General features: G+C 70.6%; 26 protein-coding genes, 2 tRNA genes and 1 other RNA gene. 9 read left to right on the top strand and 20 right to left on the bottom strand.

What is annotated here, in order from left to right:
* Positions 1-9: 9 nt before the first annotated feature.
* The 6 genes from fabG to F0P95_RS08145 all read right to left on the bottom strand — a co-directional run bounded on the left by fabG (position 10) and on the right by F0P95_RS08145 (position 4594).
* Entirely contained in the window at positions 10-753 is a 744-nt protein-coding gene (gene fabG, locus F0P95_RS08170; protein WP_182336458.1) for a 3-oxoacyl-ACP reductase FabG, read from the bottom strand.
* Between the two features lie 79 nt (positions 754-832).
* The gene (fabD, locus tag F0P95_RS08165) at positions 833-1777 is read right to left on the bottom strand and encodes an ACP S-malonyltransferase (RefSeq protein WP_182336456.1); all 945 of its coding nucleotides are present in this window, start codon (positions 1775-1777) and stop codon (positions 833-835) included.
* A gap of 95 nt (positions 1778-1872) precedes the next feature.
* On the bottom strand, positions 1873-2655 hold the full coding sequence (locus F0P95_RS08160; RefSeq protein WP_182336454.1) for a BUD32 family EKC/KEOPS complex subunit: 783 nt from the start codon (positions 2653-2655) through the stop codon (positions 1873-1875).
* Positions 2656-2727: 72 nt separating this feature from the next.
* Positions 2728-3693 carry a beta-ketoacyl-ACP synthase III gene (locus tag F0P95_RS08155; RefSeq protein WP_182336452.1) on the bottom strand — a complete coding sequence of 322 codons (966 nt, stop codon included), beginning with the start codon at positions 3691-3693 and terminating at the stop codon, positions 2728-2730.
* Positions 3694-3783: 90 nt separating this feature from the next.
* Complete coding sequence (gene rpmF / locus F0P95_RS08150; protein ID WP_054663666.1) at positions 3784-3978, bottom strand: 50S ribosomal protein L32; 195 nt, start codon at positions 3976-3978, stop codon at positions 3784-3786.
* A gap of 106 nt (positions 3979-4084) precedes the next feature.
* Positions 4085-4594, bottom strand: a complete 510-nt coding sequence (locus F0P95_RS08145) for a YceD family protein (protein ID WP_054663663.1) — start codon at positions 4592-4594, stop codon at positions 4085-4087.
* A gap of 113 nt (positions 4595-4707) precedes the next feature.
* On the opposite strand from F0P95_RS08145, the gene F0P95_RS08140 reads away from it, so the two are divergent.
* The gene (locus F0P95_RS08140) at positions 4708-5280 is read left to right on the top strand and encodes a Maf family protein (RefSeq protein WP_182336450.1); all 573 of its coding nucleotides are present in this window, start codon (positions 4708-4710) and stop codon (positions 5278-5280) included.
* Positions 5281-5293: 13 nt separating this feature from the next.
* Here F0P95_RS08140 and F0P95_RS08135 read toward each other — a convergent pair whose 3' ends face one another.
* The 3 genes from F0P95_RS08135 to F0P95_RS08125 all read right to left on the bottom strand — a co-directional run bounded on the left by F0P95_RS08135 (position 5294) and on the right by F0P95_RS08125 (position 10001).
* Entirely contained in the window at positions 5294-7150 is a 1857-nt protein-coding gene (locus F0P95_RS08135; RefSeq protein WP_232528947.1) for a hypothetical protein, read from the bottom strand.
* Positions 7147-8091 (bottom strand): glycosyltransferase family 2 protein, encoded by a 945-nt coding sequence (locus F0P95_RS08130; RefSeq protein ID WP_182336448.1) that lies wholly within the window; start codon positions 8089-8091, stop codon positions 7147-7149. Before F0P95_RS08130 ends, F0P95_RS08135 begins: the two co-directional genes overlap by 4 nt.
* A gap of 65 nt (positions 8092-8156) precedes the next feature.
* Positions 8157-10001, bottom strand: coding sequence for an ArnT family glycosyltransferase (locus F0P95_RS08125; RefSeq protein WP_182336446.1), 1845 nt, complete (start codon positions 9999-10001; stop codon positions 8157-8159).
* A 40-nt stretch (positions 10002-10041) separates the two neighbouring features.
* On the opposite strand from F0P95_RS08125, the gene F0P95_RS08120 reads away from it, so the two are divergent.
* The 4 genes from F0P95_RS08120 to F0P95_RS08105 all read left to right on the top strand — a co-directional run bounded on the left by F0P95_RS08120 (position 10042) and on the right by F0P95_RS08105 (position 14872).
* Positions 10042-10992: an AAA family ATPase gene (locus tag F0P95_RS08120; protein ID WP_425515923.1), complete on the top strand. Its 951-nt coding sequence runs from the start codon at positions 10042-10044 to the stop codon at positions 10990-10992.
* Position 10993: 1 nt separating this feature from the next.
* Positions 10994-11950, top strand: coding sequence for a DUF58 domain-containing protein (locus tag F0P95_RS08115; protein WP_182336442.1), 957 nt, complete (start codon positions 10994-10996; stop codon positions 11948-11950).
* 421 nt (positions 11951-12371) lie between these two features.
* Complete coding sequence (locus F0P95_RS08110; RefSeq protein WP_182336440.1) at positions 12372-14348, top strand: transglutaminase TgpA family protein; 1977 nt, start codon at positions 12372-12374, stop codon at positions 14346-14348.
* On the top strand, positions 14345-14872 hold the full coding sequence (locus F0P95_RS08105; RefSeq protein WP_182336438.1) for a Slp family lipoprotein: 528 nt from the start codon (positions 14345-14347) through the stop codon (positions 14870-14872). Before F0P95_RS08110 ends, F0P95_RS08105 begins: the two co-directional genes overlap by 4 nt.
* A gap of 66 nt (positions 14873-14938) precedes the next feature.
* On the opposite strand, the gene F0P95_RS08100 is transcribed toward F0P95_RS08105, so the two are convergent.
* The 5 genes from F0P95_RS08100 to dnaX all read right to left on the bottom strand — a co-directional run bounded on the left by F0P95_RS08100 (position 14939) and on the right by dnaX (position 19595).
* Positions 14939-16246: a hypothetical protein gene (locus F0P95_RS08100; protein WP_182336436.1), complete on the bottom strand. Its 1308-nt coding sequence runs from the start codon at positions 16244-16246 to the stop codon at positions 14939-14941.
* Positions 16247-16269: 23 nt separating this feature from the next.
* Positions 16270-16620 carry a histidine triad nucleotide-binding protein gene (locus F0P95_RS08095; RefSeq protein ID WP_182336434.1) on the bottom strand — a complete coding sequence of 117 codons (351 nt, stop codon included), beginning with the start codon at positions 16618-16620 and terminating at the stop codon, positions 16270-16272.
* 51 nt (positions 16621-16671) lie between these two features.
* On the bottom strand, positions 16672-17271 hold the full coding sequence (gene recR, locus F0P95_RS08090) for a recombination mediator RecR (RefSeq protein WP_182336432.1): 600 nt from the start codon (positions 17269-17271) through the stop codon (positions 16672-16674).
* A 92-nt stretch (positions 17272-17363) separates the two neighbouring features.
* Positions 17364-17684: a YbaB/EbfC family nucleoid-associated protein gene (locus tag F0P95_RS08085; RefSeq protein ID WP_054663634.1), complete on the bottom strand. Its 321-nt coding sequence runs from the start codon at positions 17682-17684 to the stop codon at positions 17364-17366.
* Positions 17685-17690: 6 nt separating this feature from the next.
* Positions 17691-19595 carry a DNA polymerase III subunit gamma/tau gene (dnaX, locus tag F0P95_RS08080; RefSeq protein ID WP_182336430.1) on the bottom strand — a complete coding sequence of 635 codons (1905 nt, stop codon included), beginning with the start codon at positions 19593-19595 and terminating at the stop codon, positions 17691-17693.
* Positions 19596-19975: 380 nt separating this feature from the next.
* Between dnaX and F0P95_RS08075 the strand changes: the two genes are divergently transcribed.
* A tRNA-Ser gene (locus F0P95_RS08075) sits at positions 19976-20068 on the top strand.
* A gap of 74 nt (positions 20069-20142) precedes the next feature.
* Positions 20143-20239: signal recognition particle sRNA small type (ffs, locus tag F0P95_RS08070), an RNA gene on the top strand.
* A gap of 148 nt (positions 20240-20387) precedes the next feature.
* Here ffs and F0P95_RS08065 read toward each other — a convergent pair.
* On the bottom strand, positions 20388-21152 hold the full coding sequence (locus F0P95_RS08065; protein ID WP_182336429.1) for an MBL fold metallo-hydrolase: 765 nt from the start codon (positions 21150-21152) through the stop codon (positions 20388-20390).
* Positions 21152-21901: a 3-deoxy-D-manno-octulosonic acid kinase gene (locus F0P95_RS08060; RefSeq protein ID WP_182336427.1), complete on the bottom strand. Its 750-nt coding sequence runs from the start codon at positions 21899-21901 to the stop codon at positions 21152-21154. Before F0P95_RS08060 ends, F0P95_RS08065 begins: the two co-directional genes overlap by 1 nt.
* A gap of 22 nt (positions 21902-21923) precedes the next feature.
* Here F0P95_RS08060 and F0P95_RS08055 point away from each other — a divergent pair, with 22 nt between their 5' ends.
* A complete protein-coding gene (locus F0P95_RS08055) occupies positions 21924-22970 on the top strand; it encodes a glycosyltransferase family 9 protein (protein WP_182336425.1) in 1047 nt (348 codons plus the stop codon).
* A 38-nt stretch (positions 22971-23008) separates the two neighbouring features.
* Here the strand turns inward: F0P95_RS08055 and F0P95_RS08050 are convergent, their stop codons facing one another.
* Positions 23009-23407 (bottom strand): DUF6165 family protein, encoded by a 399-nt coding sequence (locus F0P95_RS08050; protein WP_182336423.1) that lies wholly within the window; start codon positions 23405-23407, stop codon positions 23009-23011.
* Between the two features lie 111 nt (positions 23408-23518).
* Positions 23519-23609: transfer RNA gene (locus F0P95_RS08045), tRNA-Ser, on the bottom strand.
* 213 nt (positions 23610-23822) lie between these two features.
* Between F0P95_RS08045 and F0P95_RS08040 the strand changes: the two genes are divergently transcribed.
* Complete coding sequence (locus F0P95_RS08040; protein WP_182336422.1) at positions 23823-24527, top strand: PP2C family protein-serine/threonine phosphatase; 705 nt, start codon at positions 23823-23825, stop codon at positions 24525-24527.
* Positions 24528-24564: 37 nt separating this feature from the next.
* On the opposite strand, the gene dnaQ is transcribed toward F0P95_RS08040, so the two are convergent.
* The gene (gene dnaQ / locus F0P95_RS08035; RefSeq protein WP_182336420.1) at positions 24565-25290 is read right to left on the bottom strand and encodes a DNA polymerase III subunit epsilon; all 726 of its coding nucleotides are present in this window, start codon (positions 25288-25290) and stop codon (positions 24565-24567) included.
* Positions 25291-25292: 2 nt separating this feature from the next.
* Entirely contained in the window at positions 25293-25751 is a 459-nt protein-coding gene (gene rnhA / locus F0P95_RS08030) for a ribonuclease HI (RefSeq protein WP_182336418.1), read from the bottom strand.
* Position 25752 lies beyond the last annotated feature (1 nt).

Below are 25752 nucleotides of genomic sequence, written 5' to 3'. Positions count from 1 at the left end.
GCCACACGCTTACGGCATGTACATGCCGCCGTTCACGTGGAGGGTTTCGCCGGTGATGTAGCTGGCCGACGGGCCGGCCAGGAATGCCACCGCCCGCGCGATGTCCGCCGGCTCGCCGAGGCGGCCGAGCGCGATCTGGCCGAGCATCGCGGTCTTGGCGTCCTCGGGCAGATCCTTGGTCATGTCGGTGTCGATGAAGCCCGGTGCCACGACATTCACGGTCACCCCGCGGCTGCCGATTTCCCTGGCCAGCGACTTGGAGAACGCGATGATGCCGGCCTTGGCCGCGGCGTAGTTGGCCTGGCCGGCATTGCCGGTCACGCCGATCACCGAGGCGATGTTGATGATGCGGCCCTTGCGTGCCTTCATCATGCCGCGCATCACCGCCTTGGAAGTGCGGTACACGCTGGTCAGGTTGGTGTCGAGGATCGCCTGCCAGTCCTCGTCCTTCATGCGCATCAGCAGGTTGTCGCGGGTGATGCCGGCGTTGTTGACCAGGATGGTGATGGCGCCGAATTCCTTGCCCACCGCCTCGATCAGCGCGTCGACCGCGCCGGGCTCGGTGACGTTCAGCGCGCGGCCGTGCCCGCCCTGTGCGGCCAGGCGCGCGCCGATGGCGGCGGCGCCGGATTCGGTGGTGGCGGTACCGATGACGGTCGCGCCCTGCGCGGCCAGTTCGTCGGCGATGGCCGCGCCGATGCCACGGCTGGCGCCGGTGACGAGCGCGATTTCACCCTGCAATGGCTTGCTCATGCGGTTTCCTCTTGGTGCGCCGCAGGCTGCGGCTGCAGGTCGGGGCCGGGCGCGGACGCCGGCGGCCGTATCGTAGGGGTCAGGCGGCCCACTCTTCCAGCGCGCCGGCGAAATCGGCCGGGGTGGCGAGCGAACGGCCATCGATGCTCTTGTCGATGCGCTTGACCAGGCCGGTCAGCACCTTGCCCGGGCCGCATTCGGCCACGCGGGTCACGCCGCGCGTGGCCAGCGCCTGCACGCAGCCGGTCCACTGCACCGGCAGGTACAGCTGGCGCACCAGCGCGTCGCGGATGGCGTCCACGCCCTCATGGGCCTGGGCATCGACGTTCTGCACCACCGGCAGCGACGGCATGCGCCAGTCCAGCCCGGCCATGGCCCCGGCCAGCCGGTTGGCGGCCTCGCGCATCAGCGGCGTATGCGAAGGCACGCTCACGGCCAGCTTGACCGCCTTGCGCACGCCCTTGTCCGCCAGCAGCGCCAGCGCGCGGTCGACCGCCGCGGCATCGCCGCCGATCACGATCTGGCCCGGGGAGTTGAAATTGGCCGGCACCACCACCTGGCTGCCGCTGGCCTGTTCGCAGATTTCCTGCACCAGCGCATCCTCGGCGCCGAGCACCGCGGCCATGGCGCCAACGCCTGTCGGCGCGGCCTCCTGCATCAGCTGGCCGCGCAGCCGCACCAGGTGCGCGCCATCGCGCAGCGACAGCGCGCCGGCCGCGACCAGCGCGGTGTACTCGCCCAGGCTGTGCCCGGCCAGCACGGCCGGCATGGCGCCGTTGTTCGCACCCCACAGCCGCCACACCGCGATGCCCGCGGCCAGCAGCGCCGGCTGGGTGTATTCGGTACGGTTGAGCTGCTCTTCCGGGCCACCCTGCGACAGCGCCCACAGATCCACGCCGGCGCCTTCGGAGGCTTCGGCGAAGGTATCGCGGACCTGCGGGTGCAGTTCGGCCAGTTCGGCAAGCATGCCCAGCGACTGGGAACCCTGGCCGGGGAATACGAAAGCGAGTCGGGAGTCAGTCACGCGGTCATCTGCTGCATGAATCGAGGCGGCGCATCATAAGCGTGAATGCCCCCGCCCGTCTGTACTGGCGCGTATGCACGCCGGCACCGCCCGGCTCAGGTGAGCAGCGCCAGCAGGTCCAGTTCGCCGTCGGCAAGCCAGTCCAGACACAGCACCACCAGTGCGGCGCAGGTGAAGCGGGTGGCCGCATGCACGACGAGGATGGCATGGGCCAGCGCCCGCCCGGACCTGCCCGCGCGCCGCAGCACGCGGGCCAGCCGCCGCAGCCGGCCGGTAACTTCGTGGGCATGCTCGACCACCGGCCGGTCCGCCACCTGCATCGCGCCGGCCAGCATCGCCTTGAGCGCCTGTGGGCGGTCCTCGTAGTACCGGGCCACGCCGTAGCCGAACATCAGCCAGTCGCGCGCCTGCGCCTGCTCCAGGTCCATGACCTCCAGTGGGTCTTCCTCGAAATCGATGAAGCCCACGCGGCTGCCGTCCCAGGTCATGTTGCGCGGCAGCGGCTGGCCGAAATAGGCGCCACCACGGTGGGCCTCGGCAATGGCATCGATGGCGGCCGCCACCAGGCGGTCGCGCGTGGCCGCGTCGGCTTCGCGCAGGCAGGAATTGAACGAGGCGCCGGTGTGCTCGAGCACCAGCGCGGCCTTGCCATGCCCGATCACCTCGGGAACATTGACGCCCTGTGCCTTGAGCTCGACCAGGCGGCGCGCCTCGACCTCGCGCGCCTGCGCGCCACCGCGGTGCGGCGGCGGACGCAGCGCGTCGAGCCGGAAACGCCGGGCAACGAAATTCAGCAGCCCCAGGGCCAGCGCCCGGCTGCTTTCACCATAATGCTTGAGCCATGCGCGCTGCCCTTCGATGAGAATGGGTTCAGCCATGACGACACCTCCCGGAAACAGCGGCCCGTCGGGCCGCACCGGGAGCGTCGTGCTCCCGGCCAATCCGGCATATCAATAGCGCAGCAGCGCCGAACCCCAGGTGAAGCCGCCGCCGAAGGCTTCCAGCAGCAGCAGCTGGCCACGCTCGACCTTGCCGGAGCGGATCGCGTGATCCAGCGCCAGCGGCACCGAGCCGGCCGAAGTGTTGCCATGCTTGTCCACGGTCACCACCACCTGGTCCATCGACATCTCCAGGCGCCTGGCCGTGGCTTCGATGATGCGCAGGTTGGCCTGGTGCGGGATCAGCCAGTCCAGGTCGGACTTGTCCAGGCCGTTGGCCTGCAGGGTCTCGTCAACCACCGAGTCCAGCGCCTTGACGGCGTACTTGAACACGTCGTTGCCCTTCATCGTCAGCTTGCCGGGCTTGTCCAGGCCGGTCGACACGCCGGCCGGATGCCACAGCAGTTCCTTCTTGCTGCCATCGGCATGCAGGTGGGTGCTGAGGATGCCGGTTTCCTCGTCGGCCTTGAGCACGACGGCGCCGGCGCCGTCGCCGAACAGCACGCAGGTGGTGCGGTCGTTCCAGTCGACGATGCGGGTCAGGGTTTCCGCGCCGATCACCAGCACATGCCGGGCATCGCCACTGCGGATGAATTTGTCGGCCACGCTCAGGGCGAACAGGAAGCCCGAACATGCCGCATTGACGTCGAACGCCGCCGCGCCGGCCGCGCCGAGGCGCGCCTGGATCAGGCAGGCGGTGGACGGGAAGATCAGGTCCGGCGTGGTGGTGCCCACGACGATCATGTCCAGTTGCGACGGCTCGATGCCGGCCGCTTCCAGCGCGCGCAGCGCGGCGTTGTAGCCGAGGTCGCCAGTGGTCTGTCCGTCGGCGGCGACGTGCCGCTCGCGGATACCGGTTCGCGACTGGATCCACTCGTCACTGGTGTCGACGATCTTGGTCAGATCCTCATTGGTCAACACCTTCTCGGGCAAATAACTACCGGTGCCCGCGATCCTCGAGTAGATCCGCTTGCTCATGCTGGTTCCTGTTGCGCGGGTCCGCCATGCGGCGGGCCCGGAAGAAATCGGTGCGGGGGCCGCCACCTCGCGGTGGCGGCCCGACGCGGATCAATCTTCTTCGACGACCGAGGTCTTGGTCGTGATCACCTTCTTGCCGCGGTAGAAACCATCGGCGGTGATGTGGTGACGCAGGTGCACTTCGCCGGTGGTCGGGTCGGTGGACAGCTGCTTGGCGCTCAGCGAGTCGTGCGAACGGCGCTGGCCGCGGCGGGACGGGGTAACACGGGATTTCTGCACAGCCATGGGATTGCTCCAAACTCGGTTCGTTCGTTTCGTCGTTGCAGTGCGCGTGATGCAGGCATCCGGCACTGGTTTTGCTTTCGCCGCAGCCGCCGACGACAACCGGCTGCTATTGTTTCTTCAGCGCCGCCAATGCCGCGAACGGATTGGCCTTGCCCAGTTCCTCGCTGGTCGCGGAGAAGTCGCGCTCGACCGCTTCGCTTCCCGGCGCCACCGGTACCACCGGCACCGCCATCACCAGCTCGTCTTCCACCAGGTCCAGCGGCCGCAGGTTGCCATCTTCCGGCACCAGCAGCGCTTCGTAATCCGGCGGAAGCGCCTGTTCCTCGTCCTCGTCGCGTACCAGCCCCAGCCGCTGCACCAGGTGCACCGGCAACAGGAAACGCTGCATGCTGCGCTGGCAGACCAGCGGCAGCGCGGCATCGATGGTCAGTTCGACATAGGCGACCCGCAGGATCTCGTCGCGACCGAATTCCAGCGCATAACTGCACTCTCCTTCGGCATCGGCGACCAGCCCCTGCAGGCGTGCCAGTGCAGACAACGGCACCCGGCCCTCGAAGCGCCTGCGCGCTACGACCATCCGCCAAGCATCCAGCAATTCGGGCACGTTCGCGGACATAAGCTGCAGAATGTTAAGGACAGGCCTGCCGGCTGTCAAATCCATCGTGCCGGCATTGCCAGCGCGCCAGCCGCGCCGCAGACTCGGCGCCGCTTCCACGCCGGTATTGTCGCATGCCTGCCCTGATCCTCGCCTCCACTTCCCGCTACCGGGCCGAACTGCTGTCGCGGCTGCGGCTCCCGTTCAGCTGCACCGCTCCCGCGGTGGACGAGACGCCGCTGCCGGCCGAACCGCCGCTGCAACTGGCCACCCGGCTCGCGCGGGCGAAAGCCGCCGCGGTGGCCGCCGCGCACCCCGGCGCATGGGTCATCGGTTCGGACCAGGTCGCGGAACTGGAGGGCGCGCCGCTCGGCAAACCCGGCAGCCGCGAAGCCGCCCGTGCGCAGCTGGCCGCGATGTCCGGCCGCCAGGTGCTGTTCCATACCGCGGTCTGCGTGAGCAACGGCGAACGCCACCTGCAGGCGGTCGACCTGACCCGGGTCGGCTTCCGCACCCTGCGCGCGGACGAGATCGAACGCTACGTCGACGCGGAACTGCCGCTGGACTGCGCCGGCAGCTTCAAATGCGAAGGGCTGGGCATCACCCTGTTCGAGGCCATCCACACCCAGGACCCAACCGCGCTGGTCGGCCTGCCACTGATCGCGCTGTCGGCATTGCTGCGCGAGGCCGGCTTCGTACTGCCCTGAGCCTGCGCCCGCGTCAGCGCACCCGCCCGACCCGGCACCACTGGTACGGGTATCGGCCCTGGCCGATGCGGCTATCCAGCGTCATGCACGAGCCCTCGTCCAGCACCAGCCCATAGCCGGCCAGCTGCTGCCGCGCCAGCTCGCGCAGCTGTTCCGACGTCTGTACGGGCTTGTGCGTGGTCCCGCGACGCGGCCCGAGGCGGCAATGCCCCGGGTCGGTCATCTCGACCTCCGCACGCAACCCGCGCGCCTTCCCGGCCAGCCAGTGCAGGCGATCGCAGCCACGCCCCCGGGAAAGACCGAATAGCCGGACCCAGCGGTTAAGGCGTGCCCAGCGCCCCCCGTCCGGGCCCATCGCGGCGGGAATCATCGCAAAACGCTGTTCACGCGCCTCCACGATCGCCGCCAGGTGCTCGCGGTAGGCGGCAGACTCGGGGAAATTGGTCGCCACGCCGGCATAGCGGGCCTGGCCCGGCAGCCAGGGCAGGCGCCATGCCTGTGGATCGCCGCCGACGAGCAGCACGACGCTGCGCGCGGGCGCCGGCATCGGCGGCGCTTCCACCACGAAGCCCTGCCGCGCCCAGCGCTCGTGCCCCCATGTGTTCCAGCCCAGCAGCGAGACCACGGCAACGATTCCGATGACCCAGCCGCCCACCTTCGCCGCCCGTTCGCGGGGCAGCAGGCGCTGGCAGATGAACCACAGCACCAGGGGCGCCAGCAGCTCCAGCACGACCAGGTAACGGTGGATGCTGAACAGGCCTTGCCAGAGCACGTAACCGATGCCGAAGAACACCAGGACCACCCGCATCGCCGGTGCGAATGCGGGCACCGCCACCGTCCTGCGCACGCACTGGCGCAGCAGCAGCGCCAGCGCCGCCACGTACAGCAGTGGCCAGACCAGCTGCAGCAGCCGGATCTCGCTCACGCGCAACGGCGCGGCAGCGAACTGCAGCGGCCAGGTCAGGTGCTCCCATGCGCCACGCGGCAGCCAGCGGACATCGGCCACCGATATCGGCGCGGCCAGCGGCCCCTGGAACAGCGCGTTGAACTGCGGGAACAGCGGGTTGCCGAACGCCTGCCAGACCCGCAGGTACCACCCGCCGGCCAGTGCCGCGGCCACCACGAGCGACGCCAGGGTCAGCACGCCCACGCCGGCCAGGCGCCGCCACGCGTTGCCGCCGGCGCACAAACCCGCCAGTCCCAGCGCCACGGCGTAGATGGCATTGGTCAGCTTGAGCGCCACGGCGATGCCCAGCAGCGCGCCCGCCGCCGCCCAGGCCAGGTACTCGGCACGCCGCGCCCCGTCGGCCTGGTGCCGTTGCGCCAGCAGCACCATGTACAAGGCCGCGGTCACGAACAGCGCCGTGGTGTTGTCGGCCATGCTGCCGCCGAACTCGGACAGGAAGGCGCTCGTGCACAGGCCCGCCAATGCCAGCAGCGGCGCCAGCCATGTCCGCCGCGGCTGCCCCTGCAGCGCCAGCCAGGCGACACCGGCCACCGGCAGGAACACCAGGCCATGCAGCGCGCCAAGCGCGAAACCCGCCAGCGGCGCCGGCAGCTGCGCCATCAGCAGGTAATGGAACACATCCAGCAACGGGCTGAAGTAGCTCTGCATCTGCGCGGGCGCCAGGTCCTGCAGCAGCCGGCCATGCAGCAACGCATAGCCGTTGTAGAGGTGGTAGTTGCGCAGGTCCCAGTTGGCATCCTGGCCCAGCAGCAGCGACACCATTCCGCCGAGCAGCATGACCATCGCGGTGGCGCGGACCACGTTGCCGGGCGTGTCGAAGGCGAACCCGCGTTCCAGTCGCGCGACGATGCGGCGCACGCGGGTGGCGGCCCGTCCCGGGGCGCCCGCCGGCACGGCGCTCATCGCCCGCCCCCGCCCACCCGCGCCGATGCCGGCACGGCCAGGTAGGCCATGTGCTTGGCCTCGATGCGACCGCGGGTCACCGTGTCCAGGATCAGGCCGCAGGCCAGCAGCACGAAACCCACCAGCGTCAGCGCGACGCACAGGATCGCGGTAGGAAAGCGCGGCACCAGCCCCGTTTCCAGGTAGGTCGCCAGCAGCGGCGCCGCCAACACCAGCGAAAGCACGATGCTGGCGACGCAGCCGATGGAGAAGAACAACAGCGGCCGTTCGCTCTTGAACAGCTTGGCGATGGTGCGCAGGATCCGCCAGCCGTCGCGCCAGGTGCTCAGCTTGCTCTCCGAGCCGTGCGGGCGCACGCCATAGGCGGTATCCATTTCGGCCACCGGCATCCGCAACTGCAGCGCATGCACGGCCAGCTCGGTCTCGATCTCGAAACCACGGGCATGGGCCGCGAACGAACGCACGTAACGCCGCGAAAACACCCGGTAGCCGGACAACATGTCGTCGAAGCTGTTGCCGAACAGCATGCCCGCGCAGCGGGTCAGCAGCACGTTGCCGAGGCGGTGGCCCGGGCGATACGCCGCCTTCTGCTGGTCGCGGCGCGCGCCCACCACCATGTCCAGGCCGTCGTCGAGCAGCCGCTGCACCAGCCGCGGCGCCGCCGCCGCTTCATAGGTATCGTCGCCATCGACCAGCACGTAGATGTCGGCATCGATATCCGCGAATCCCCGCCGCACCACGTTGCCCTTGCCCTGCAGCGACACCTCCAGCACGCGCGCTCCCGCCGCCCGCGCCGCCGCCGCGGTGCCATCGCGGGAGTTGTTGTCCAGCACGACGATGTCCGCCCCGGGCAGATGCCTGGCGAAATCGCCGACCACTTTGGCGACGGTGGCCGCCTCGTTGTAACAGGGCACGAGGACGGCAATACGGGTTCTATCCATGAATGTCGGTACCGGCGCCAGGCGGCGATCAGGCGGAATGCGGGGACGCGGCCGGGGAGGATACGTCAGTGCGCGACCTGGAATGGCTGTTCCCACCAATCCTCGACGCTGCCATCGGTGCCGTGCAGGCGCAAACCGAGCCAGTGGCGGCCTGGCGACAGCGCGCGGACGTCCAGGCGCGCGCGGAAACCGACGCGGGGATGATGGGGATCGGTGGATATCTCCCAGAAGCCGGTGACGTCGTTTTCCAGCCCGTAGTCGGCCCGTGCCGCGACCTGGCCATCGACCAGTATCTCCACCGCCGCCAGACCGACGCCGTCCTTGAAGGCCCAGCCCGATACGTCCACCGCATCGCGCAGCTGCGCGTCGGGCAGCGGCGCATCGACCCACGCCATCGCCGGGGTGACGCAGGCACCGGACTGCCTTTCGGCGGGCAGCCGGAACAGCAGGAAGCGCTGGTAACCGTGGTCGGTGGACACGACCCGCGGCGGCGGCAGCGGCCCCACCAGGGCGCATACCTGGTGGTAGCGCGCCAGCAGGTCGCGGTAGCGCTGGTCGCCCGGCGCCAGCACCAGCAGCCGCGGACCGCTCCGGGGCTCCTCCCCGATCAGCTTCCACAACGCCAGCTGCGCGGTACGCCCATGCTTGTCGTTGAGCGGATGCGGCAACACGTGGATGGATGGGTCGTTGCGCAGGAACCCCAGTTCGGCGCCGACCTTGAAGCTGCCGGCCACCACCCGGGTACCCTCCGGCATGGCCGCGAGCTCCTCGCGCACCGCATCGGCCAGCGGTTGCCAGCCGGCGAAATTGCGCGGGTAGAACTTGTTGCCGGCAAGCTGCGCGCGCAGCGTCGGCGAAGCAGCCGTCAGGTAGTAGCCGAACGCACAGGCGGCACCCAGCAGCACCAGCACCCAGGCGAGCCGGCGCCAGAGGCGGGGCCAGCGCCCGAGGACCAGCGGCACCACCACCAGCAGGGCGAAGTAGCCCGGCAGCGGCCAGTGGAAACTGATGCGCTCGACGTCGGTGAAGAAGCCGAGCAGGAAGATGGAGAGCGTGGACACGCCGCCCAGGAGCGCGAAGTAGCGCCATTGCACGCGATGCGGGCTGGCAGGCAGCGGGCGGATGCCGGCCACGCACGCCTGCCATATCGCGACGCACAGCAACGGCGTCACCAGCAGCGGCTGGATCACCAGGAACCACAGTCCGCCGGCCTGGAACGCCCAGGGATGACGCTCGACCAGTTGGAACTTCAGGCCCGCGTCCTGGTTGTCCATGTTCCAGGACAGCAACGGCAACCAGGCGACGATGCCGACCGTGAGCGCCATCCATACCCGCGCGTCGCGCAGCGTGCGCCGGCCCTCCGGCAGCAGCAGGAGGGCGGCGAAGCCGACCGCGATCACGCCGATGAAGCGGTAGTGGCTCAACGCCCCCAGCACCAGCCCCGACGCCAGCATCAGCGCGCTGCCGGCGTCGACCTGGCGCAGCAGCCGGGCGCCGGCAGCCAGGCACAGCAGGGCGGCGAAAGCCATGGGCACGTCCGGTACCGCGAGGATGCCCAGCGTCGCCGAGAGCGGCATCAACAGCGTCAGCGAGCCGGCCTGCCAGCCCGCCCGCGCGCCGAACCAGCGCGTGGATATCCGCACCACCATCCACGGCAGCAGCGCCCCCATCACCAGGAACGGCAGGCGTATGCCGAACACGTGGTGGCCGGCCAGCTCGCCGCCAAGGCGGGTCATCCAGGCCGTCAGCCCGGGCAGATCCGAGTAGGCGGCCGCCAGGTGCCGGCCCTCCTGCCAGTAGAACGCCTCGTCGACGAACAATGGCAGGCGCGCCGCCACGATCGCCTTCAGCACCGTGACCGTCACCCAAAGTACGACGAACGCATTGCGCGCACGCTGACCCACCTGCATTGGCGCTTAAACTCCCTTCGACCCCTGATCCGAGACGACCATGGCTCCGATGCCGTCACCAAGAATGCTAACCGATGTCGCCTTCAAGGCCCTGCAGCAGGCGCAGGAGCAGGTCAACGCCCTGGTGCTCGGCAAGACCGCCGAGGTCAGGCTGGCGTTCGTGGCGCTGCTGTCCGGCGGCCATCTGCTGATCGAGGACCTGCCCGGGCTGGGCAAGACCACCCTTGCCCACGCCATGGCGTCCACGCTCGGGCTGCAGTTCCAGCGCGTGCAGTTCACCTCCGACCTGCTGCCCGCCGACGTGCTGGGCGTTTCCATCTACGAGGCGGAGAGCCGCGGCTTCCGTTTCCATCCGGGGCCGGTGTTCAGCAACGTGCTGCTGGCCGACGAGATCAACCGCGCGCCACCGCGCACGCAGAGCGCGCTGCTGGAGGCCATGGCAGAGCAGCAGGTGACCATCGACGGCACCACGCATGCGCTGCCCGACCCGTTTTTCGTGATTGCCACGCAGAACCCGGTGGACATGTCCGGCACCTTCCCGCTGCCGGACTCGCAGCTGGATCGCTTCCTGCTGCGGCTCACCCTGGGCTACCCCGATGCCGGGGCCGAGCGCGCACTGCTGGCCGGCGCCAGCCGCCGCGAGATGATCGCGCAGACGCTGCCGAGCCTTGCCGAACAGGACATCCGCGACCTGCGCGTGGCGGTCGAGCAGGTCCACGCCAGCGACGCGCTGGTCGACTACGTGCAGCGCCTGCTGGCGCGCAGCCGCCAGCAGCCCGGGGTCCGGGTGGGGCTGTCCCCGCGCGCCGGCATCGCCCTGCTGCGCGCGGCCCGGGCGCACGCGCTGCTGGCCGGCAGGGAGCACGTACTGCCCGATGACGTGCAGGCGCTGTTCGTGGCCGTGGCCGGGCACCGGCTCGTCGCCGAGGCGGAAGCGTCCTCGGGCACGGCCCTGGCCGGCACCATCCTGCACGGCGTGCAGGTCGACTGAGATGCGTGCCTGGCTGCATGCCCGCCTGCAGGTGCTGCAGCGGCTCGCGCGCCCGCGCCGGCCCGAGCCGCTGCCGGTCACGCTCGACCGCCACCGCATCTATGTGCTGCCCACCGGCTTCGGCCTGTTCCTGGCCACGCTGCTGGCGGTGATGCTGCTGGGCGCGCTGAACTACAACAACAATCCGGCATTGCTGCTGGCCCTGCTGCTCGCGGCCACGGCGCTGGCCAGCGCCCTGCAGGCGCACCTGCAACTGGCCGGGCTGCGCGTGGACGCAGTGTCGGCCGAGCCGGTGGCGGCCGGGCAGCCGCTGCGGCTGCGCCTGGCGCTGGCCCGCGACGACCGCCGCCCGCGCCGCGGGCTGCGGGTATCCAGTGGCGCCGCCGTTGCCTGCACCGACCTTGCCGGCAGCGACCGCACGGAAGTCGACCTGTGCCTGCCCACCACCCGCCGCGGCTGGCTGGAACTGCAGCGGATCCAGGTAGCCACGACCCAGCCGCTGGGACTGGTGCGCGCCTGGAGCTGGGTCTGGCCGGCACCGCCGGTGCTGGTCTACCCCGCTCCGGAACACCCTGCCGCGCCGCTGCCGGACACCGGCAGCGCCTCGACCCGCACCCGCCAGCACCCGCTCGGCGACGAGCTGCAGCAGTTGCGCCCGTATCGCCAGGGCGATCCCCGCCGCAGCATCGCCTGGAAGCACTCCGCCCGCCGCGACACGCTGCTGGTGCGCGAGTACGAGCGTCCGGCCGGCACCGAACTGCTGCTGGACTGGCATGCGCTGGGCCCGCTGCCCTACGAACGCCGCATCGCCCGCCTGGCGCGCTGGGTGGACGAGGCCGAGCGCGAAGGCCGCCGCTACCGCCTGCTGTTGCCAGGCCAGCCGCCGCTGGGGCCGGCCAGCGGCGACGTCCACCGCCACCACTGCCTGCGGGCGCTGGCGCTGATGCCCGCACCATGAAAATACGACCGGACAGCCGTTTCTCGCGGCAAAGCCACCCACGGGTCGGCGCACGGGGACATGCACCATGAAAAACGACAGGACAGCCGCTTCTCGCGGCAAAGCCGCCCGCGGGTTGGCGCGCGGGGACATGCGTCATGAAAAAACGACAGGACAGTCGTCTTTCACGGCCAAGCCGCCCGAAGGGTGGCGCACAAGGACATGCGCCATGAAAAAACGACAGGACAGCCGTCTTTCATGGCGAAGCTGCCCGAAGGGTGGCGCACAAGGACATGCGCCATGAAAAAACGACAGGACAGCCGTCTTTCACGGCGAAGCTGCCCGAAGGGTGGCGCTCAAGGACATGCGCCATGAAAAAACGGCAGGACAGCCGTTTTTCACGGCAAAGCCGCCCGGAGGGTGGCGCACAGGGATGTGCGCCATGAGCGACCGCGCCCGTCTTCCGCCATTGACTCCGACCGCGCGCAACTGGGCGCTGCTGACCACCGCCCTGGCCCTGCTGCCGCTGCTGCTGCAGTTGCCCGGCATGCTGGCCGCGGTATTCGCCACCACCGCGCTGCTGGTGGCGCTGCTGGCCTGGCGGCGCCCGGTACCGCTGCCGCTGCGCCTGCTGCTGGTCGCCACCATGCTGGTCGCGATCTACTGGCAGATGGGCGCGTCGCCAAGGCGCGACACCGGCTGCGCATTGCTGGCGGCGATGCTGGCGATCAAGTCCAGCGAGCTGCGCACCCTGCGTGATGCGCGCAGCCTGCTTGGCTTCGCGCTGTTCGCGCCGTTCGCCGCCTTCCTGCTCGACCAGGGGCCCGGCACCCTGCTGTTGTCGCTGGCCGCGGTCGCCTGCGCCCTGCTCGGCCTGCAGCACCTGGCCGATGCCGAGACCGGCGCCGCGCCACAAACGGCCGCGCTGCAGCTGCGCACCGTCGGCCGGCTGCTTGCGGTCGCGCTGCCGCTGGCGCTGTCCGCCTTCTGGCTGCTGCCGCGGTTGCCGACACCGCTGTGGGGCATCCCCGAGCGCGCGATCGGCAAGCCCGGGCTGTCGGACACGATGGCGCCGGGGCAGTGGCTGGACCTGATGGCCGACGACAGCCCCGCGCTGCGTGCGCAGTTCGCCGGTGCCGCGCCGCCGCCCGAACAGCGCTACTGGCGCGGCCCGGTGCTCACCCGCTTCGACGGGCGCATCTGGACACGGCTGGAAAGCCAGCGCCGCCGCCCGCCGCCCGCGATGACCGCCGGCCCGGCGCAGTGGGACTACCAGATCGAGTACGAAGCCACCGAGCGGCGCGAACTGGTGGCGCTGGACCTGCCGCTGGCCGCACCGGACCAAACCGGGCTGGATGCCGACTACACGCTGGTCAGCGCGCGCCCGCTGGCCACGCTGACCCGCTGGCGGCTCCGTTCCGCGCCACCGGCACGCTTCCAGCCGGCGCTGCCGCCGGACCTGCGCGAAGCCGCGCTGCAACTACCGCGCGGCTTCAATCCGCGCACGCTGGCGCTGGCCCGGCAGTGGCGCCGGGATGCCGGCAATGACGACGCGGCCATCGTCCGCCGCGCGATGCAATGGATCAGCCGCGATTTCAGCTACACCCTGAGCACGCCGCTGCCGGGCCGGCACGGCGCCGACGAGTTCCTGTTCGACTGGAAGGCCGGTTTCTGCGAGCACTTCAGCTCCGCCTTCGTGGTGCTGATGCGCGGCGCCGGCATTCCCGCGCGGGTCGTCACCGGCTACGCCGGCGGCACCCGCAACCGCTACGGCGACTATTGGCTGGTACGGCGGATGGACGCCCACGCCTGGGCCGAGGTGTGGCTGCCGCAACGCGGCTGGACCCGCGTCGACCCGACCGCGGCGGTCGCCCCGGAACGGATCCGCGACACCCTCGAAGACCGCCTGGCACGGGGCGACACCGCCGGGGGCGGACTGGACATGGGCGCGCGCTGGCTGCAGCTCGCGCAGGCCGGCGACTGGTTGCGCCGCAACTGGAACGGCCTGGTCCTGTCCTTCGATGCACGCCGCCAGCAACGACTGCTCAGTCCGTTCGGCATCGAGCGCCTGGAACCGGCGCAACTGGTCGGGCTGCTCGCCACCTTCGCACTCGTCGCCGTCATCGCCATGGCCTGGCTGCTGGCGCGTGGCGAGCGCGAGCGTGATCCGCTGCTGCGCGCCTGGCGCCGGCTCGACCGCCGCTACGCCGGCCTCGGCCTCGGCCGGCAGGCGCACGAAACCGCCGGCGACTGGGCCGCGCGCGTGGACGCTCTCCGGCCCGGCAGCGGGCTGGTACTGCTCAGCCAGCGTTTCAGCGATGCGCGCTACGCTGGCGCCTCGTCGGACCTCGCTTCATTATTGCGTGACCTGCACAGGCACCGTCCTCAACCCGGAGCACCCACCGGAGCACGAACATGAAGACCCGCATCCTCCTTGCCCTCGCCGCCAGCCTGACGCTGGCTGCCTGTGCCACCGCCCCCAAGCCGCTGCAGGGACAGTTCAGCACGGTGTCCCCGCGTGACAGCGTCGCGCAGAAGCAGACCGGCACGCCGGTACGCTGGGGGGGCCGCATCATCGAGACCATTCCCGGCCAGGGCGAGACCTGCTTCCAGATGATCGCGCGCCCGCTCAACGGCAACGGCCGCCCGAGCACCACCTCCGCCGACGCCAGCGACGGCCGCTTCCTCGCCTGCCGCGCCGGCTTCTACGACCCGGCGGTGTTCGAGCCCGGCCGCGACGTGACCTTCATCGGCCGCATCGATGGCTACCAGACCACCAGGATCGGCGAATACGACTACCCGCTGCCGAAGATCGCCGCCGACGTGGTGTACCTGTGGCCGGTGCAGCGCGAAGTCGAAGTGGTGCCGGCCTACCCGTACGGTCCGTGGGGACCGGCCTGGGGCCCCGGCTGGGGCTGGGGTTGGCGCGGCGGCTGGTGGTAAGCCCGGCGCCCGCGACACACCGGAAACGCCGCCTTCGGGCGGCGTTTTCCGTTGCGGCCGCAGGACTCACTCCTGCCTGCGGAGCGTCCAGTCGCCCTGGCGGGCACCGGGCTGCAGCATCCAGCCCGGCGCGAGGCTCAGGACCCAGCCATCGCCCTCCCAGCCTGCGGCCGTCTGCCGCGCCCCGGCATGGGCCACCGACAGCCGCTTCCAGTCGGTGGACAACAGCCCATCGCCGCGCACCTCCAGCACGCCCCAGGTGGCAGCGGCACGGATCACGCCGTACACCGAGCCCTGCGGCGGCAACGGCGTCACCCGGTTCGGATCGAAACTAAAACTGGCGCCGTTGACCGGTACGACCAGCACCGGGCCGTCGACCAGCCGCGTGCGCAGGGCAGCCACCACGCCGGCCTGGTGCCGCGCGCGGGCATCCTCCCCGACCTCCACCTCGGCCAGGCCATGACGTGCGCCCGCACGCTGGAAGGCGGCATCGCCGGCATCGGCCTGCATGCCCAGCGCGGCCGCAAGCAGCTGCGGCAGGCCGTCCTTCCGGTTCCAGCCGCTGCGCCAGCCCGGTGCGGCGCGGTCCAGCAGGACACCGTAGGCCGGCCCGGTGTAGTAGGCGAAGGAGCGGGCATAGGCCGTCACCGCGTCGCCGCGGCGCAGGTGCGCGGCGAGCCGCGCCTCCAGCGCGTCGTCCTGCGCGAGGATGCGGCCGGTGTACTCGGCGATGCCCTCATGCCGCTCCATCGCATCCTCGGCGGCAGCCGCCTCCGGGAACCGCGCCTGCCGCCAGGCGCGGAAGGTCATCGCGTCGGCACTGGCCTGTCGCCGCTGCTCCGCGCTGGTTGCCTCCATCGCCGCCGCCAGGGCACGCAGCTCCAGCCGCAACGCCGTGCGTCCCTGCCCGGTCTCCAGCTGGTCCTGGTCGGCGTGGGTCGCCGCCAGCCCGATCCCCGCCTGGATGCGGTGCCAGGCCTCGTGCATGAGCAGGATCGAGCGGGCCACCGGGTCTTCCGGCAGCGGCAGCATCAACATGGTCCAGGTGCGCCCGTTCCAGCCCACGGCGGTATTGGCGACCGGCACGCTGTCGGGCAGGCGGCCGCGGAACACCGGGCCGTCGCGTTCCAGGGCGCTATCGGCCCCGTCCATGCTGGCAACGAACTGGCGGCTGGCCGGATCGACAAGCAGCACCGGCCCGCACAGGCTCACCCCCCAGGCCTTGCCGTCATCGGCCACGCACAACTGCTGCATGCGCTGGAAGACCGCCCCCGCCGCCAATGCATCCGGCAGCGCCTGCGCGAACGCCACCGATGGCAGCCCCAGCAGCAACAGGCCGATGCGGCTGCGGAGGCGACCTGACCCGGCCCGCATCGCCGGGCTCCGCGGATGCCGGCTCATGGCGCGCCGAAATGCCCCAGCGGCGCGCCGGCCAGCAGGTGCAGGTGGATATGGAATACCGTCTGCCCGGCGTTCTCGCGGCAGTTCATCACGATGCGGTAGCCGTCCTGCGCGAACCCCTCGCGGCGCGCGTATGCGGCGGCGGCCATCGCCAGCTTGCCGATCAGGTGCGCCTGCGCCGGCTGCAGGTCGTCCAGGGTGGGGATGACCTCGTGCTTGGGAATGAACAGCACATGCACCGGCGCCTGCGGGGCGATGTCCTTGAAGCCCAGCACGTCGTCATCTTCGTAGACGATGCTGGCGGGAATCTCGCGGCGGATGATCTTGCCGAAAATGGTATCGGTCATGCGACGGCTCACTGGCGTTGAACGGCCTACAGCTTACCGTCCCGCCGTGGCCTATTCGCTGATTTCGCTGCGGCTGCCGAAGGCGTGCGAGAGCGTGCCGCGGTCCACGTATTCCAGCTCGCCGCCCAGCGGCAGGCCCTGCGCCAGCCGGCTCCGCCGCACCTTGTGGCGGCGCGCCAGCTGCGCCAGGTAATGCGCGGTGGCTTCGCCCTCGACGGTGGAATTGGTGGCGATGATCAGTTCGACCACCTCGCCCTGCGCCAGCCGCGCTTCCAGCTGGTCCAGCCCCAGCTCGCGCGGGCCGATGCCGTCCAGCGGCGACAGCCGGCCCTGCAGCACGTAGTACAGGCCGCGGTAGCTGGTGGCGTGCTCGATGGCCAGGCGGTCGGCCGGCGACTCCACCACGCACAGCATCTCCCGCTCGCGGCTGGCGCTGGCGCACAGCGGACACACCTCGGTTTCGCTGAAATCGCGGCACTGTGCGCAGTGCCCGATCCGCTCGATCGCCTCGGCCAGCACCTGCGACAACCGCAGGCCGCCGTCGCGCGCGCGCTCGAGCACGTGGTAGGCCATGCGCTGGGCACTCTTCTGGCCGACGCCGGGCAGCACCCGGAAGGCCTCGATCAGTTGTTCCAGCAGCGGCAGGCTCATCGCATCGGGCTCATGGTCGAAACAAACGCGCGAAGCCCATGGGCTTCGCGACGTGGGGTCACGGGCAGCCGGGCAGGGCCGGCGCACCGCGATCAGAACGGCATTTTCATGCCCGGCGGCAGCTTCATGCCGGCGGTGGCCGAGCCCATGCGGGCCTGCGATTCGGCATCGATCTTGTTGGAGGCGTCATTGAACGCCGCGGCGATCAGGTCCTCGACCATTTCCTGGTCGGACAGCACCGACGGGTCGATGCGCACCTTGCGGCACTCCTTGGTGCCGGTGAGCGTCACGCTGACCATGCCGCCACCCGCGCTGCCGGTGACTTCCAGCTTGGCCAGTTCTTCCTGGGCCTTCTGCAGGTTCTCCTGCATCTTCTGGGCCTGTTGCATCAGTTGGGCGATGTTGCCGCGCATGGTTTCCTACTCTTCAAAGGGACGGATGGAATCGGGCACGACCCGGGCACCCTGCGCAAGCAGGTGCTGCACCTGGGGGTCGGCCATGAAAACGGCTTCGGCCGCATTCTGTCGCTCGCCGCGCTGGCGGTCGGCGCGCTCGTGCAGGGTTTCGGCCTGCGCGTTGCCGGTCTCGATCACGATCTTCGGCGCACTGCCCAGCGCCTGCGCCAGGGTCTGCGCCAGCGCGCCCAGCGAGCGCTCGGACTGCAGGTATTCGAAACCCGGCAGCAATGCCAGCCTCAGCACCCCGTTGCGGTAACCGACGAAAGCGGCGTTGGCGGCCAGCTCGCGCGAGGGCCCGGACAGGCCGCTGGCGGCGACCAGGTCCAGCCACTGTTCGGCGTTCTCCAGCGCGCGTGGCGCGGCGCCGGCCGCGGTCGTGGCTGGCGGCGGCGGTGCGATGGCGATGCCTTCGGCGCGGAACGGCGATGGCGGCGCCTGGCGGGGTGCCGGCGGCATGGCGTCGGCCACCTCGTGGTGCGCCTGCGCGGCAGCGGTCTCCTCGATCCATGGCGGCAGGTCGTCGTCCTCGCGCGCCTGCACGGGCTCTGCTGCCGGCGCCGGGGAAAGCGACGTCGCATCGGCCTGCGGCGCGCGCGGCGCCAGCGGCACGACATCTTCCCGCTTCGGGGGTGCGTCGGCGGAAACGGGTTCGGCTACCGGCGCAGTCGCCACCGGCTGCGCCGGTGCAGCGACGGCAGCCGCGCTCACGGCAGGCGCGGAACCGCCAGCCGACGACGACACCGCGCCCGTCCCAGGACCTTCGCCTTCCGGTACCGCCGGCACCGCACCCGCCGGGCGGAACGCCAGCATGCGCAGCACGGTCATCTCGAAACCGGCGCGCGGGCTGGGCGCCAGATGCAGGTCGCGACGGCCGCCCAGCGCCATCTGGTACCACAGCTGCACCACTTCCGGACGCAGGCGCGAGGCGAACGCCAGCGCGTCGACACCGTCGCCAGGCGCCGCCGCGCCCGGCACCAGCTGCTGCACCTGGATGCGGTGCAGGGCCTCGGCCAGCGCGTCGAGCACGCCACTCCAGTCCGGCGAGAAATCGGCCAGGGTGGCCACGACCTGCAGCAGGCGCGCGCCATCGCCCGCCGCCAGCGCGTCGAGCATCGCCGTCACCTGGGTACGGTCGACGGTGCCGAGCATGGCCCGCACCACGTCGTCGCGCAGCGCGCCGCCGGCATAGGCGATGGCCTGGTCCAGCAGCGACAGGCCATCGCGCAGCGAACCGTCGGCGCCGCGTGCCAGCTGCGTGATCGCCCCGTCCTCGAACTCGATCTGCTCGGCGCCGAGGATGCGCGTCATCTGCCCGCGGATCTGCTCCTCGTCCAGCCGCTTGAGGTTGAACTGCAGGCAGCGCGACAGCACGGTGACCGGCAGCTTCTGCGGATCGGTGGTGGCCAGCAGGAACTTCACGTGCTCCGGCGGTTCCTCCAGCGTCTTCAGCAGCGCGTTGAACGCCGCCTTGGACAGCATGTGCACTTCGTCGATCAGGTAGACCTTGTACTTGCCGCGCGACGGCATGTACTGCGCGTTCTCGATCACCTCGCGCACGTCGTCCACGCCGGTGTTGGACGCGGCGTCGATCTCCAGCAGGTCGATGTAGCGCCCGGCGTCGATGTCCAAGCAGGCCGGGCACTGGCCGCAGGGGTCGGCGCTGGTGCCATGCTCGCAGTTCAACGACTTGGCGAAGATGCGGGCGATGGTGGTCTTGCCGACACCGCGGGTACCGGTGAACAGGAAGGCATGGTGGACGCGGCCGCTGTCCAGCGCATTGCTCAGCGCGCGGACCACGTGTTCCTGGCCCACCAGCTCGGCGAAACGCTTCGGGCGCCACTTGCGGGCGAGGACGAGATAGGACATCAGGCAACCGTCTTCATCTGAACCCACATTGTGCCATGCCCCTGCCCCGCCGGCCCGCCCCGGGCAGGGAGGTGACGGCAGCCCCTGGATGGGCGGCCCATGCCCCGGGCCATGGCCTGCGACGCGCCGCCATCCATCACCTCTGCACGGACCGGCCAGGACCGCGCGGCCGCCGGCGCCGGCGCCGGCAATCGAGCATGGCCAGTCCCCGGCCCCCGGCAGCGGCGCGCGCCGCCGGGGCGGCTGCGGGCAGAGGCGGCGGCGCGGCCGGCCACCGCGCGGATGCCCCATCGCATCGACGCGCACATTCGACTTGTGGCCGCAGCGCCGGCCCTATAGAATCTGCGCCCCTGCAGCGCCTTCGGGAAGCGGCAGGTCACGGAGAGGTGTCCGAGTGGTTGAAGGAGCACGCCTGGAAAGTGTGTAAGCGTCTAAACCGCGCTTCGGGGGTTCGAATCCCCCTCTCTCCGCCAGATTCATGCGTCCGGTCTTGATCCGGAACAGTGAACCCGGGCCGCGCGATGCGCGGCCCGCGTCTATGGTGGCCCCGTCGGCCCCTCGCGACGCTAGGTCGAAAATCCCGCCAGGGCCGGAAGGCAGCAACGGTATCGATCGACGCGGGCGCCGAGGTCAGCCGGCGGGGCCACCACCTTTTTGGACGCCCGGCGCGTCCTTGCGCACGCCTGTGCATGCCTGAGCCCGTGCATGCCGCGCGGAGCCGGATTTCCATGCCGCCTGATGGCGGTTCATCATCGGCACGCGACGCGCGGCGATGCCGGCAGGCAACCCGGTTCAGTCCTGGAACGGCAGCGCCCGCGGCGCGGTGGGTTCGGCCAGCGTCACACATTGCCCCGGATCGGCCACGCGGTGGCCGCGCGCGCGCAGCGCCTGGCCATCGGCCGCACTGGCATAGTGGTACAGCACCATGCGCGCCTGCAGCTCCTCCGGATACTCGCGCTCCAGGTCGTCCACGCCGGTATGCGACGGGTTGCCGTGCAGGCCGCAGTCGTGGGCGACCAGTTCGCCGTCGTCCGCATGGCGGGCCAGCATCTCCGGGATCGGCCGGGTATCGCCGGTCCAGACCAGCGAGCCCTGCAGGCGCAGGCCCCAGGCCGTCTCCGGCCAATGGTGGCGCACCGGGAACACCTCCAGGCGCATGCCGTCATGCCAGAACGCCTCGCCGACCACGACCAGCTGGAACGCGTCCCAGAAATTGGCGCCGCCTTCGGCCAGCACGTTCGGGTAATCGCCGACCCGCCGGTGCAGCAGCGGCACCACCGGCGCAGGCACGTACAGCCGCACCCGCCCGCGCCGTCCCGGATTGAAGTACGCATCGACGAACAGCCGTTCGAAACCGGCCACGTGGTCCAGGTGCACATGGGTGACGAACAGCGCATCGGGCATCGCGCCATAGCGGGCCTGGTAGGCGGTCAGCCCTTCGCCGCCGCAGTCGATGGTCAGCCACGGCCGGCCATCGCGCTCGATCACCGCCATCGGCGAACCCAGTTCCACCGCCGAGGCGTTGCCGACGCCGAGGAAGCGCAGTGCCCACTCCATCACACGCCCCGATTCCAGGCCAGGTCGTAGGCGCGGCGCAGGCGCGCGAAATCCTTCTCCACGTCTTCGCGGCTGCGCTCGCCGCGCAGCTTCAGCAGCGACCGCAACAGGCGCTTGAGGTTGCGCTCGCGCCAGCGCGTGGCGGGAATGCGCAGCACGCCGCGGTCGAAGTCGATCAGCCAGCCATGGCCGCCGGCGTCGAACAGGATGTTGTGCGCGTTGAGGTCGGCGTGGTCCAGTCCCGCGCGGTGGAAGCGCGCGATCAGGCGCCCGGCTTCCTCCCATGGCGCGCCACGCCCGGCCACCAGCGCGCGGTCGGCCAGCGAACGCACGCCATCGAGCCGTTCCATCAGGATCGCCGCGCGGTAGGTTGCGCCCTGGCGCATGTAGAACGCGGCCAGCGGCCGCGGCACCGGCAGCTTCAGCGCGATCAGTTTCCGCATCAGGCGGAACTCGGCGAAGCTGCGGGTACGGTGGGCGCCCTGCCACAGGTAACGATCGCGGCTGAGCCGGGCAGCGACCCCGCCGCGCAGGTAGTGGCGCAGCACGCAATGGCCGAACGGCGCGTCCACGAACCACGCCCCGCCGCGCCCGCCCTCGCCCACCGGCCGCGCCCGGCCGCCCCAGTGCGCAGGCGAAAACAAGCTGGTTTCGGCTTGCCGCAGATGTTGGCGGTCGAACAGAATGGCGCCATAGCCGCGGCCTTCGCGGCAAGGCGTCAGCGCTTCAGTGGCGTCGAAAGCGACCATTCACCGCGAGTCTAACAACACCATGCCTTCAGCGTCCTCCCCAATGTGCCTCCTGCGCCTGTCCGCACTCGGGGATGTGACCCACGTGGTCCCGCTGGTGCGCACCCTGCAGCAGGCCCGGCCGGGCGTCGAGCTGCACTGGGTGATCGACAAGGCCGGGCACCGCCTGCTCGAGGGGCTGCCCGGCGTGGTGTTCCACGTCTACGACAAGAAGTCTGGGCTGGCCGGCATGCGCGCGCTGCGGCGCGAACTGCCCGCGGCCGGCTTCGCCGCGCTGCTGCAGATGCAGGTCGCCTTCCGCGCCAACGTACTGTCGGCCTTCATCCCCGCCCGGCGCCGCATCGGCTACGACCGCTCGCGCTCCAAGGACCTGCACGGGCTGTTCATCAACGAGCGCATCCCCGACCGCCCCGGCATCCACGTGCTCGACGCCATCGGCAGCTTCTGCGAGCCGCTGGGACTGAAGCAGACCACGGTGAGCTGGGACCTGGCCACGCCGGCCGAGGCCCACGACTGGGCGCGCGCGCAATGGGACGACGATGGCCGCCCGGTGCTGATGATCTCGCCCTGCTCCAGCCACGCGCGCCGCAACTGGCATGCCGACCGCTACGCGGCGGTTGCCGACCATGCCGCCGCCCGCGGCTGGCGGGTGGTGCTGTGCGGTGGCCGCAGCGAGCTGGAACGGCACACCGCCGACGCGATCCTGGCGGCGATGCGCGCGCCGGCACTGGACCTGGTCGGCCGCGACACCCTCAAGCAGCTGCCGGCCCTGCTGGCCCGCGCCAACCTGCTGATCACGCCCGATTCGGGGCCCATGCACATCGCCAACGCGGTCGGCACCAAGGTGCTGGGCCTGCATGCGGCCAGCAACCCCGCGCGCAGCGGCCCGTATTCGGACCGCCGTTACTGCGTGGATCGCTACGACGCCGCGGCGCGCCGCTTCCTGCGCAGGCCCGCCGCCGAATTGAAATGGGGCACGAAGATCGAGTTCGACGGGGTCATGGACCTGGTCACCGTGGACGACGCCATCGCCGCGTTCGAGCGCTACGTGGCCGACCACGCCGGCTGAGAGCCCCGGGCCGGGCCCGCAGCCCGGCGCGCACGGGTTCAGCGCGCGCGGTAGTCCGCGTAGGACTTTTCTTCCACGTAGCCCGACCCCAGCGCCAGGTTGATCGCCTTCTTGATCCGCGCGCGCTCGTCGTTCTGGAAGTACACGCTGCGCGCCAGCTCGACGAACCCCGCGTCGAACGCCTGCGCCTTGTCCTTGAGGCGGATGTCGTCCTCGATGTCCCACAGCCGCTCGTTGACCGCCTTCAGTTCCGCGCGCAGGCCATCGATCTCCCGGCTCGCCGCCGGATGCGCGCTCCAGGTGCGCTCCAGCGCCGCCAGTTCGTTGCGCACGTTCGCCAGCTTGGCCGCATCGCTCATGCGCTCGGACTTGATCTGCAGGATCGAGATCTTGTCGAGCAGTTCGCCGAAGGAGACGGGCACCAGGATTTCGGACATGACGGACACCAGGGAAACGAGGCAAGCAGTGTAGCGGCCGGCACCGCCGCGCGTGGCGCCGGCCCGCGGGCCGGAAACGAAAACGGCCCCGTCGGGGGCCGTTTCCAGATCTGGCGGGAAGGGGGGGATTCGAACCCCCGATACGCTATTAACGTATGCCTGATTTCGAGTCAGGTACATTCAACCACTCTGCCACCTTCCCGGTGGTTCCCGGCGTACCGGGCTGCGAATGATACGAGGCCTTGGCAGCGCGGACAAGCGGTTTTTTCACCGCGCAGCCGCCTGCCCGCCCGCCCTGCCCGGTTCCGCGCGCCGGCGTGCCGCCCGGCAGGAGCGCCCGCGGCTCTTGCCGTGTACCGGTACGGACGCGATGATGAAACGCCTTTCCACCGGAAACGGCCCACCGCGGGCGCCCATGATCGAATTCGGACACCTCAGCCATGTCGGCCTGCGCCGCCAGCTCAACGAGGACACCTATTACGGTGACGGCGAGCTGGGACTATGGCTGGTCGCCGACGGCATGGGCGGCCACGCCTGCGGCGAAGTCGCCAGCGCGCTGGCGCGCGAGGCCATCGTGCGCGAAGTACGTGGCGGCACCGCGCTGCCGCAGGCCATCCGCATCGCCGACGAGGAGATCATCCGCGCCTCGCGCCGGCGCAACGACAGCCTGCCCATGGGCACTACCGTGGTCGCCGCGCGGGTGCAGGGCAACCGCTTCGAGGTGGCCTGGGTCGGCGACAGCCGCGCCTACCTGTGGCGCGACGGCAAGCTGGCGCAGTTGAGCCAGGACCACAGTTACGTGCAGGAGCTGATCGCGCAGGGCTCGCTGACCGTCGAGCAGGCCCGCGCCCACCCGCACCGCAACGTCGTCACCCAGGCACTGGGCGTCACCGATCCGGCCCACCTCAACGTCGCCACCATGACCGGCGAGCTGCGCCCGGGCATGCAGCTGCTGCTGTGCAGCGACGGGCTGACCGAGGAGGTGGACGACCGCAACCTGGCGCAGACCCTGGCTCAGGCCGACTGCAGCGCCCAGGAATGCGTGGACACGCTGGTGGCCGCCGCGCTGGACGGCGGCGGTTCGGACAACATCACCGCACTGCTGGTGCGCTGCCACTGAGCACGGCCCGACGGGCGGCAGTCGTTGCCGCCGTCAGTTACGCGCCGGCCACGTCCTCGGGCCTGGCGCCATCCCACCAGGCATGGCCGGCCTTCTTGCGCAGGCGCTCAAGGCGCGCCTGGTGCGCCTGCAGTTCCGAAGCCGTGGCCACTACCCGCGGACGCGGCAGCAGGACCGCGGCATCGAACGCCTGTACCGCGCCCGCCGCGCCCATGATCTCGGACTCCGGCAGGCCGAAGCCGATCTCCTCCTGCCCCGAGGTCAGCGCGATGTAGACGTCGGCCAGGATCTGGGCATCGAGCAGGCCGCCGTGCAGGTGGCGGTGCGAATTGTCCACGCCCAGGCGCTTGCACAATGCGTCCAGCGAATTGCGCTGGCCGGGGAAGCGCTCGCGCGCCATCGCCAGCGTATCGGTCACCCTCACCCGCTCGGCAAGCGGGCCCCTGCCCAGCAACGCCATCTCGTTCTCGAGGAAGCCCATGTCGAACGCGGCGTTGTGGATGATCAGCTCGGCGCCATCGACGTAGGCCAGGAATTCGTCGACGACCTCCTCGAAGCGCGGCTTGTCCGCCAGGAATTCCAGGCTCAGGCCGGTCACCTCCTGGGCGCCGGCCTCGAACTCGCAGTCGGGCTTGAGGTAACGGTGGAAGTTGTTGCCGCTGGGCCGGCGCTCGAGCAGTTCGACGCAGCCGATTTCGACCACGCGGTTGCCCTTCTTCCACTCCAGGCCGGTGGTTTCGGTATCAAGGACGATCTGGCGCATGCTCAACCCCGGTTGCTGGCGGCGCCATCGCGCACGCGGATTGCGGCATCGCGGGCCAACTGGTCCACGCGTTCATTGTCCGGGTCGCCGTTGTGGCCCTTCACCCAGCGCCACTCGATCTGGTGCCGCTGGGTGGCCGCGTGCAGGCGCTCCCACAGGTCGCGGTTCTTCACCGGGTCGCCGCCCGCGGTCTTCCAGTGGCGCCGCACCCAGCCGGGCATCCACTCGGTGATGCCCTGCCGCACGTACTGCGAATCGGTCTGCAGCATGATGGTGCACGGTTCGTTGAGCGCCTCCAGCCCGGCGATGGCCGCCATCAGCTCCATGCGGTTGTTGGTGGTATGGGCCTCGCCCCCGGACAGTTCGCGTTCGTGCGCCTTGTAACGCAGCAGCGCCGCCCAGCCGCCCGGCCCGGGGTTGCCGAGGCAGGCGCCGTCGGTATGTATCTCGATTGATTTCATG

The organism is Stenotrophomonas acidaminiphila, assembly GCF_014109845.1.
Lineage (GTDB): Bacteria > Pseudomonadota > Gammaproteobacteria > Xanthomonadales > Xanthomonadaceae > Stenotrophomonas > Stenotrophomonas acidaminiphila.
This window is presented reverse-complemented; position numbering and strand designations above follow the sequence as displayed.

What these genes read in the sequence shown, in the direction of transcription:
- F0P95_RS08050 (WP_182336423.1), bottom strand. Translation starts at nt 23,407, where the DNA reads ATGTCCGAAATCCTGGTGCCCGTCTCCTTCGGCGAACTGCTCGACAAG.
- F0P95_RS08120 (WP_425515923.1), top strand. Translation starts at nt 10,042, where the DNA reads ATGGCTCCGATGCCGTCACCAAGAATGCTAACCGATGTCGCCTTCAAG.
- recR (WP_182336432.1), bottom strand. Translation starts at nt 17,271, where the DNA reads ATGAGCCTGCCGCTGCTGGAACAACTGATCGAGGCCTTCCGGGTGCTG.
- F0P95_RS08095 (WP_182336434.1), bottom strand. Translation starts at nt 16,620, where the DNA reads ATGACCGATACCATTTTCGGCAAGATCATCCGCCGCGAGATTCCCGCC.
- F0P95_RS08055 (WP_182336425.1), top strand. Translation starts at nt 21,924, where the DNA reads ATGCCTTCAGCGTCCTCCCCAATGTGCCTCCTGCGCCTGTCCGCACTC.
- F0P95_RS08060 (WP_182336427.1), bottom strand. Translation starts at nt 21,901, where the DNA reads ATGGTCGCTTTCGACGCCACTGAAGCGCTGACGCCTTGCCGCGAAGGC.
- F0P95_RS08155 (WP_182336452.1), bottom strand. Translation starts at nt 3,693, where the DNA reads ATGAGCAAGCGGATCTACTCGAGGATCGCGGGCACCGGTAGTTATTTG.
- F0P95_RS08040 (WP_182336422.1), top strand. Translation starts at nt 23,823, where the DNA reads ATGATCGAATTCGGACACCTCAGCCATGTCGGCCTGCGCCGCCAGCTC.
- rpmF (WP_054663666.1), bottom strand. Translation starts at nt 3,978, where the DNA reads ATGGCTGTGCAGAAATCCCGTGTTACCCCGTCCCGCCGCGGCCAGCGC.
- F0P95_RS08085 (WP_054663634.1), bottom strand. Translation starts at nt 17,684, where the DNA reads ATGCGCGGCAACATCGCCCAACTGATGCAACAGGCCCAGAAGATGCAG.
- rnhA (WP_182336418.1), bottom strand. Translation starts at nt 25,751, where the DNA reads ATGAAATCAATCGAGATACATACCGACGGCGCCTGCCTCGGCAACCCC.
- dnaQ (WP_182336420.1), bottom strand. Translation starts at nt 25,290, where the DNA reads ATGCGCCAGATCGTCCTTGATACCGAAACCACCGGCCTGGAGTGGAAG.
- F0P95_RS08125 (WP_182336446.1), bottom strand. Translation starts at nt 10,001, where the DNA reads ATGCAGGTGGGTCAGCGTGCGCGCAATGCGTTCGTCGTACTTTGGGTG.
- F0P95_RS08105 (WP_182336438.1), top strand. Translation starts at nt 14,345, where the DNA reads ATGAAGACCCGCATCCTCCTTGCCCTCGCCGCCAGCCTGACGCTGGCT.
- F0P95_RS08135 (WP_232528947.1), bottom strand. Translation starts at nt 7,150, where the DNA reads ATGAGCGCCGTGCCGGCGGGCGCCCCGGGACGGGCCGCCACCCGCGTG.
- F0P95_RS08115 (WP_182336442.1), top strand. Translation starts at nt 10,994, where the DNA reads ATGCGTGCCTGGCTGCATGCCCGCCTGCAGGTGCTGCAGCGGCTCGCG.
- fabG (WP_182336458.1), bottom strand. Translation starts at nt 753, where the DNA reads ATGAGCAAGCCATTGCAGGGTGAAATCGCGCTCGTCACCGGCGCCAGC.
- F0P95_RS08160 (WP_182336454.1), bottom strand. Translation starts at nt 2,655, where the DNA reads ATGGCTGAACCCATTCTCATCGAAGGGCAGCGCGCATGGCTCAAGCAT.
- F0P95_RS08110 (WP_182336440.1), top strand. Translation starts at nt 12,372, where the DNA reads ATGAGCGACCGCGCCCGTCTTCCGCCATTGACTCCGACCGCGCGCAAC.
- F0P95_RS08065 (WP_182336429.1), bottom strand. Translation starts at nt 21,152, where the DNA reads ATGGAGTGGGCACTGCGCTTCCTCGGCGTCGGCAACGCCTCGGCGGTG.
- dnaX (WP_182336430.1), bottom strand. Translation starts at nt 19,595, where the DNA reads ATGTCCTATCTCGTCCTCGCCCGCAAGTGGCGCCCGAAGCGTTTCGCC.
- F0P95_RS08140 (WP_182336450.1), top strand. Translation starts at nt 4,708, where the DNA reads ATGCCTGCCCTGATCCTCGCCTCCACTTCCCGCTACCGGGCCGAACTG.
- F0P95_RS08145 (WP_054663663.1), bottom strand. Translation starts at nt 4,594, where the DNA reads ATGTCCGCGAACGTGCCCGAATTGCTGGATGCTTGGCGGATGGTCGTA.
- F0P95_RS08130 (WP_182336448.1), bottom strand. Translation starts at nt 8,091, where the DNA reads ATGGATAGAACCCGTATTGCCGTCCTCGTGCCCTGTTACAACGAGGCG.
- F0P95_RS08100 (WP_182336436.1), bottom strand. Translation starts at nt 16,246, where the DNA reads ATGCGGGCCGGGTCAGGTCGCCTCCGCAGCCGCATCGGCCTGTTGCTG.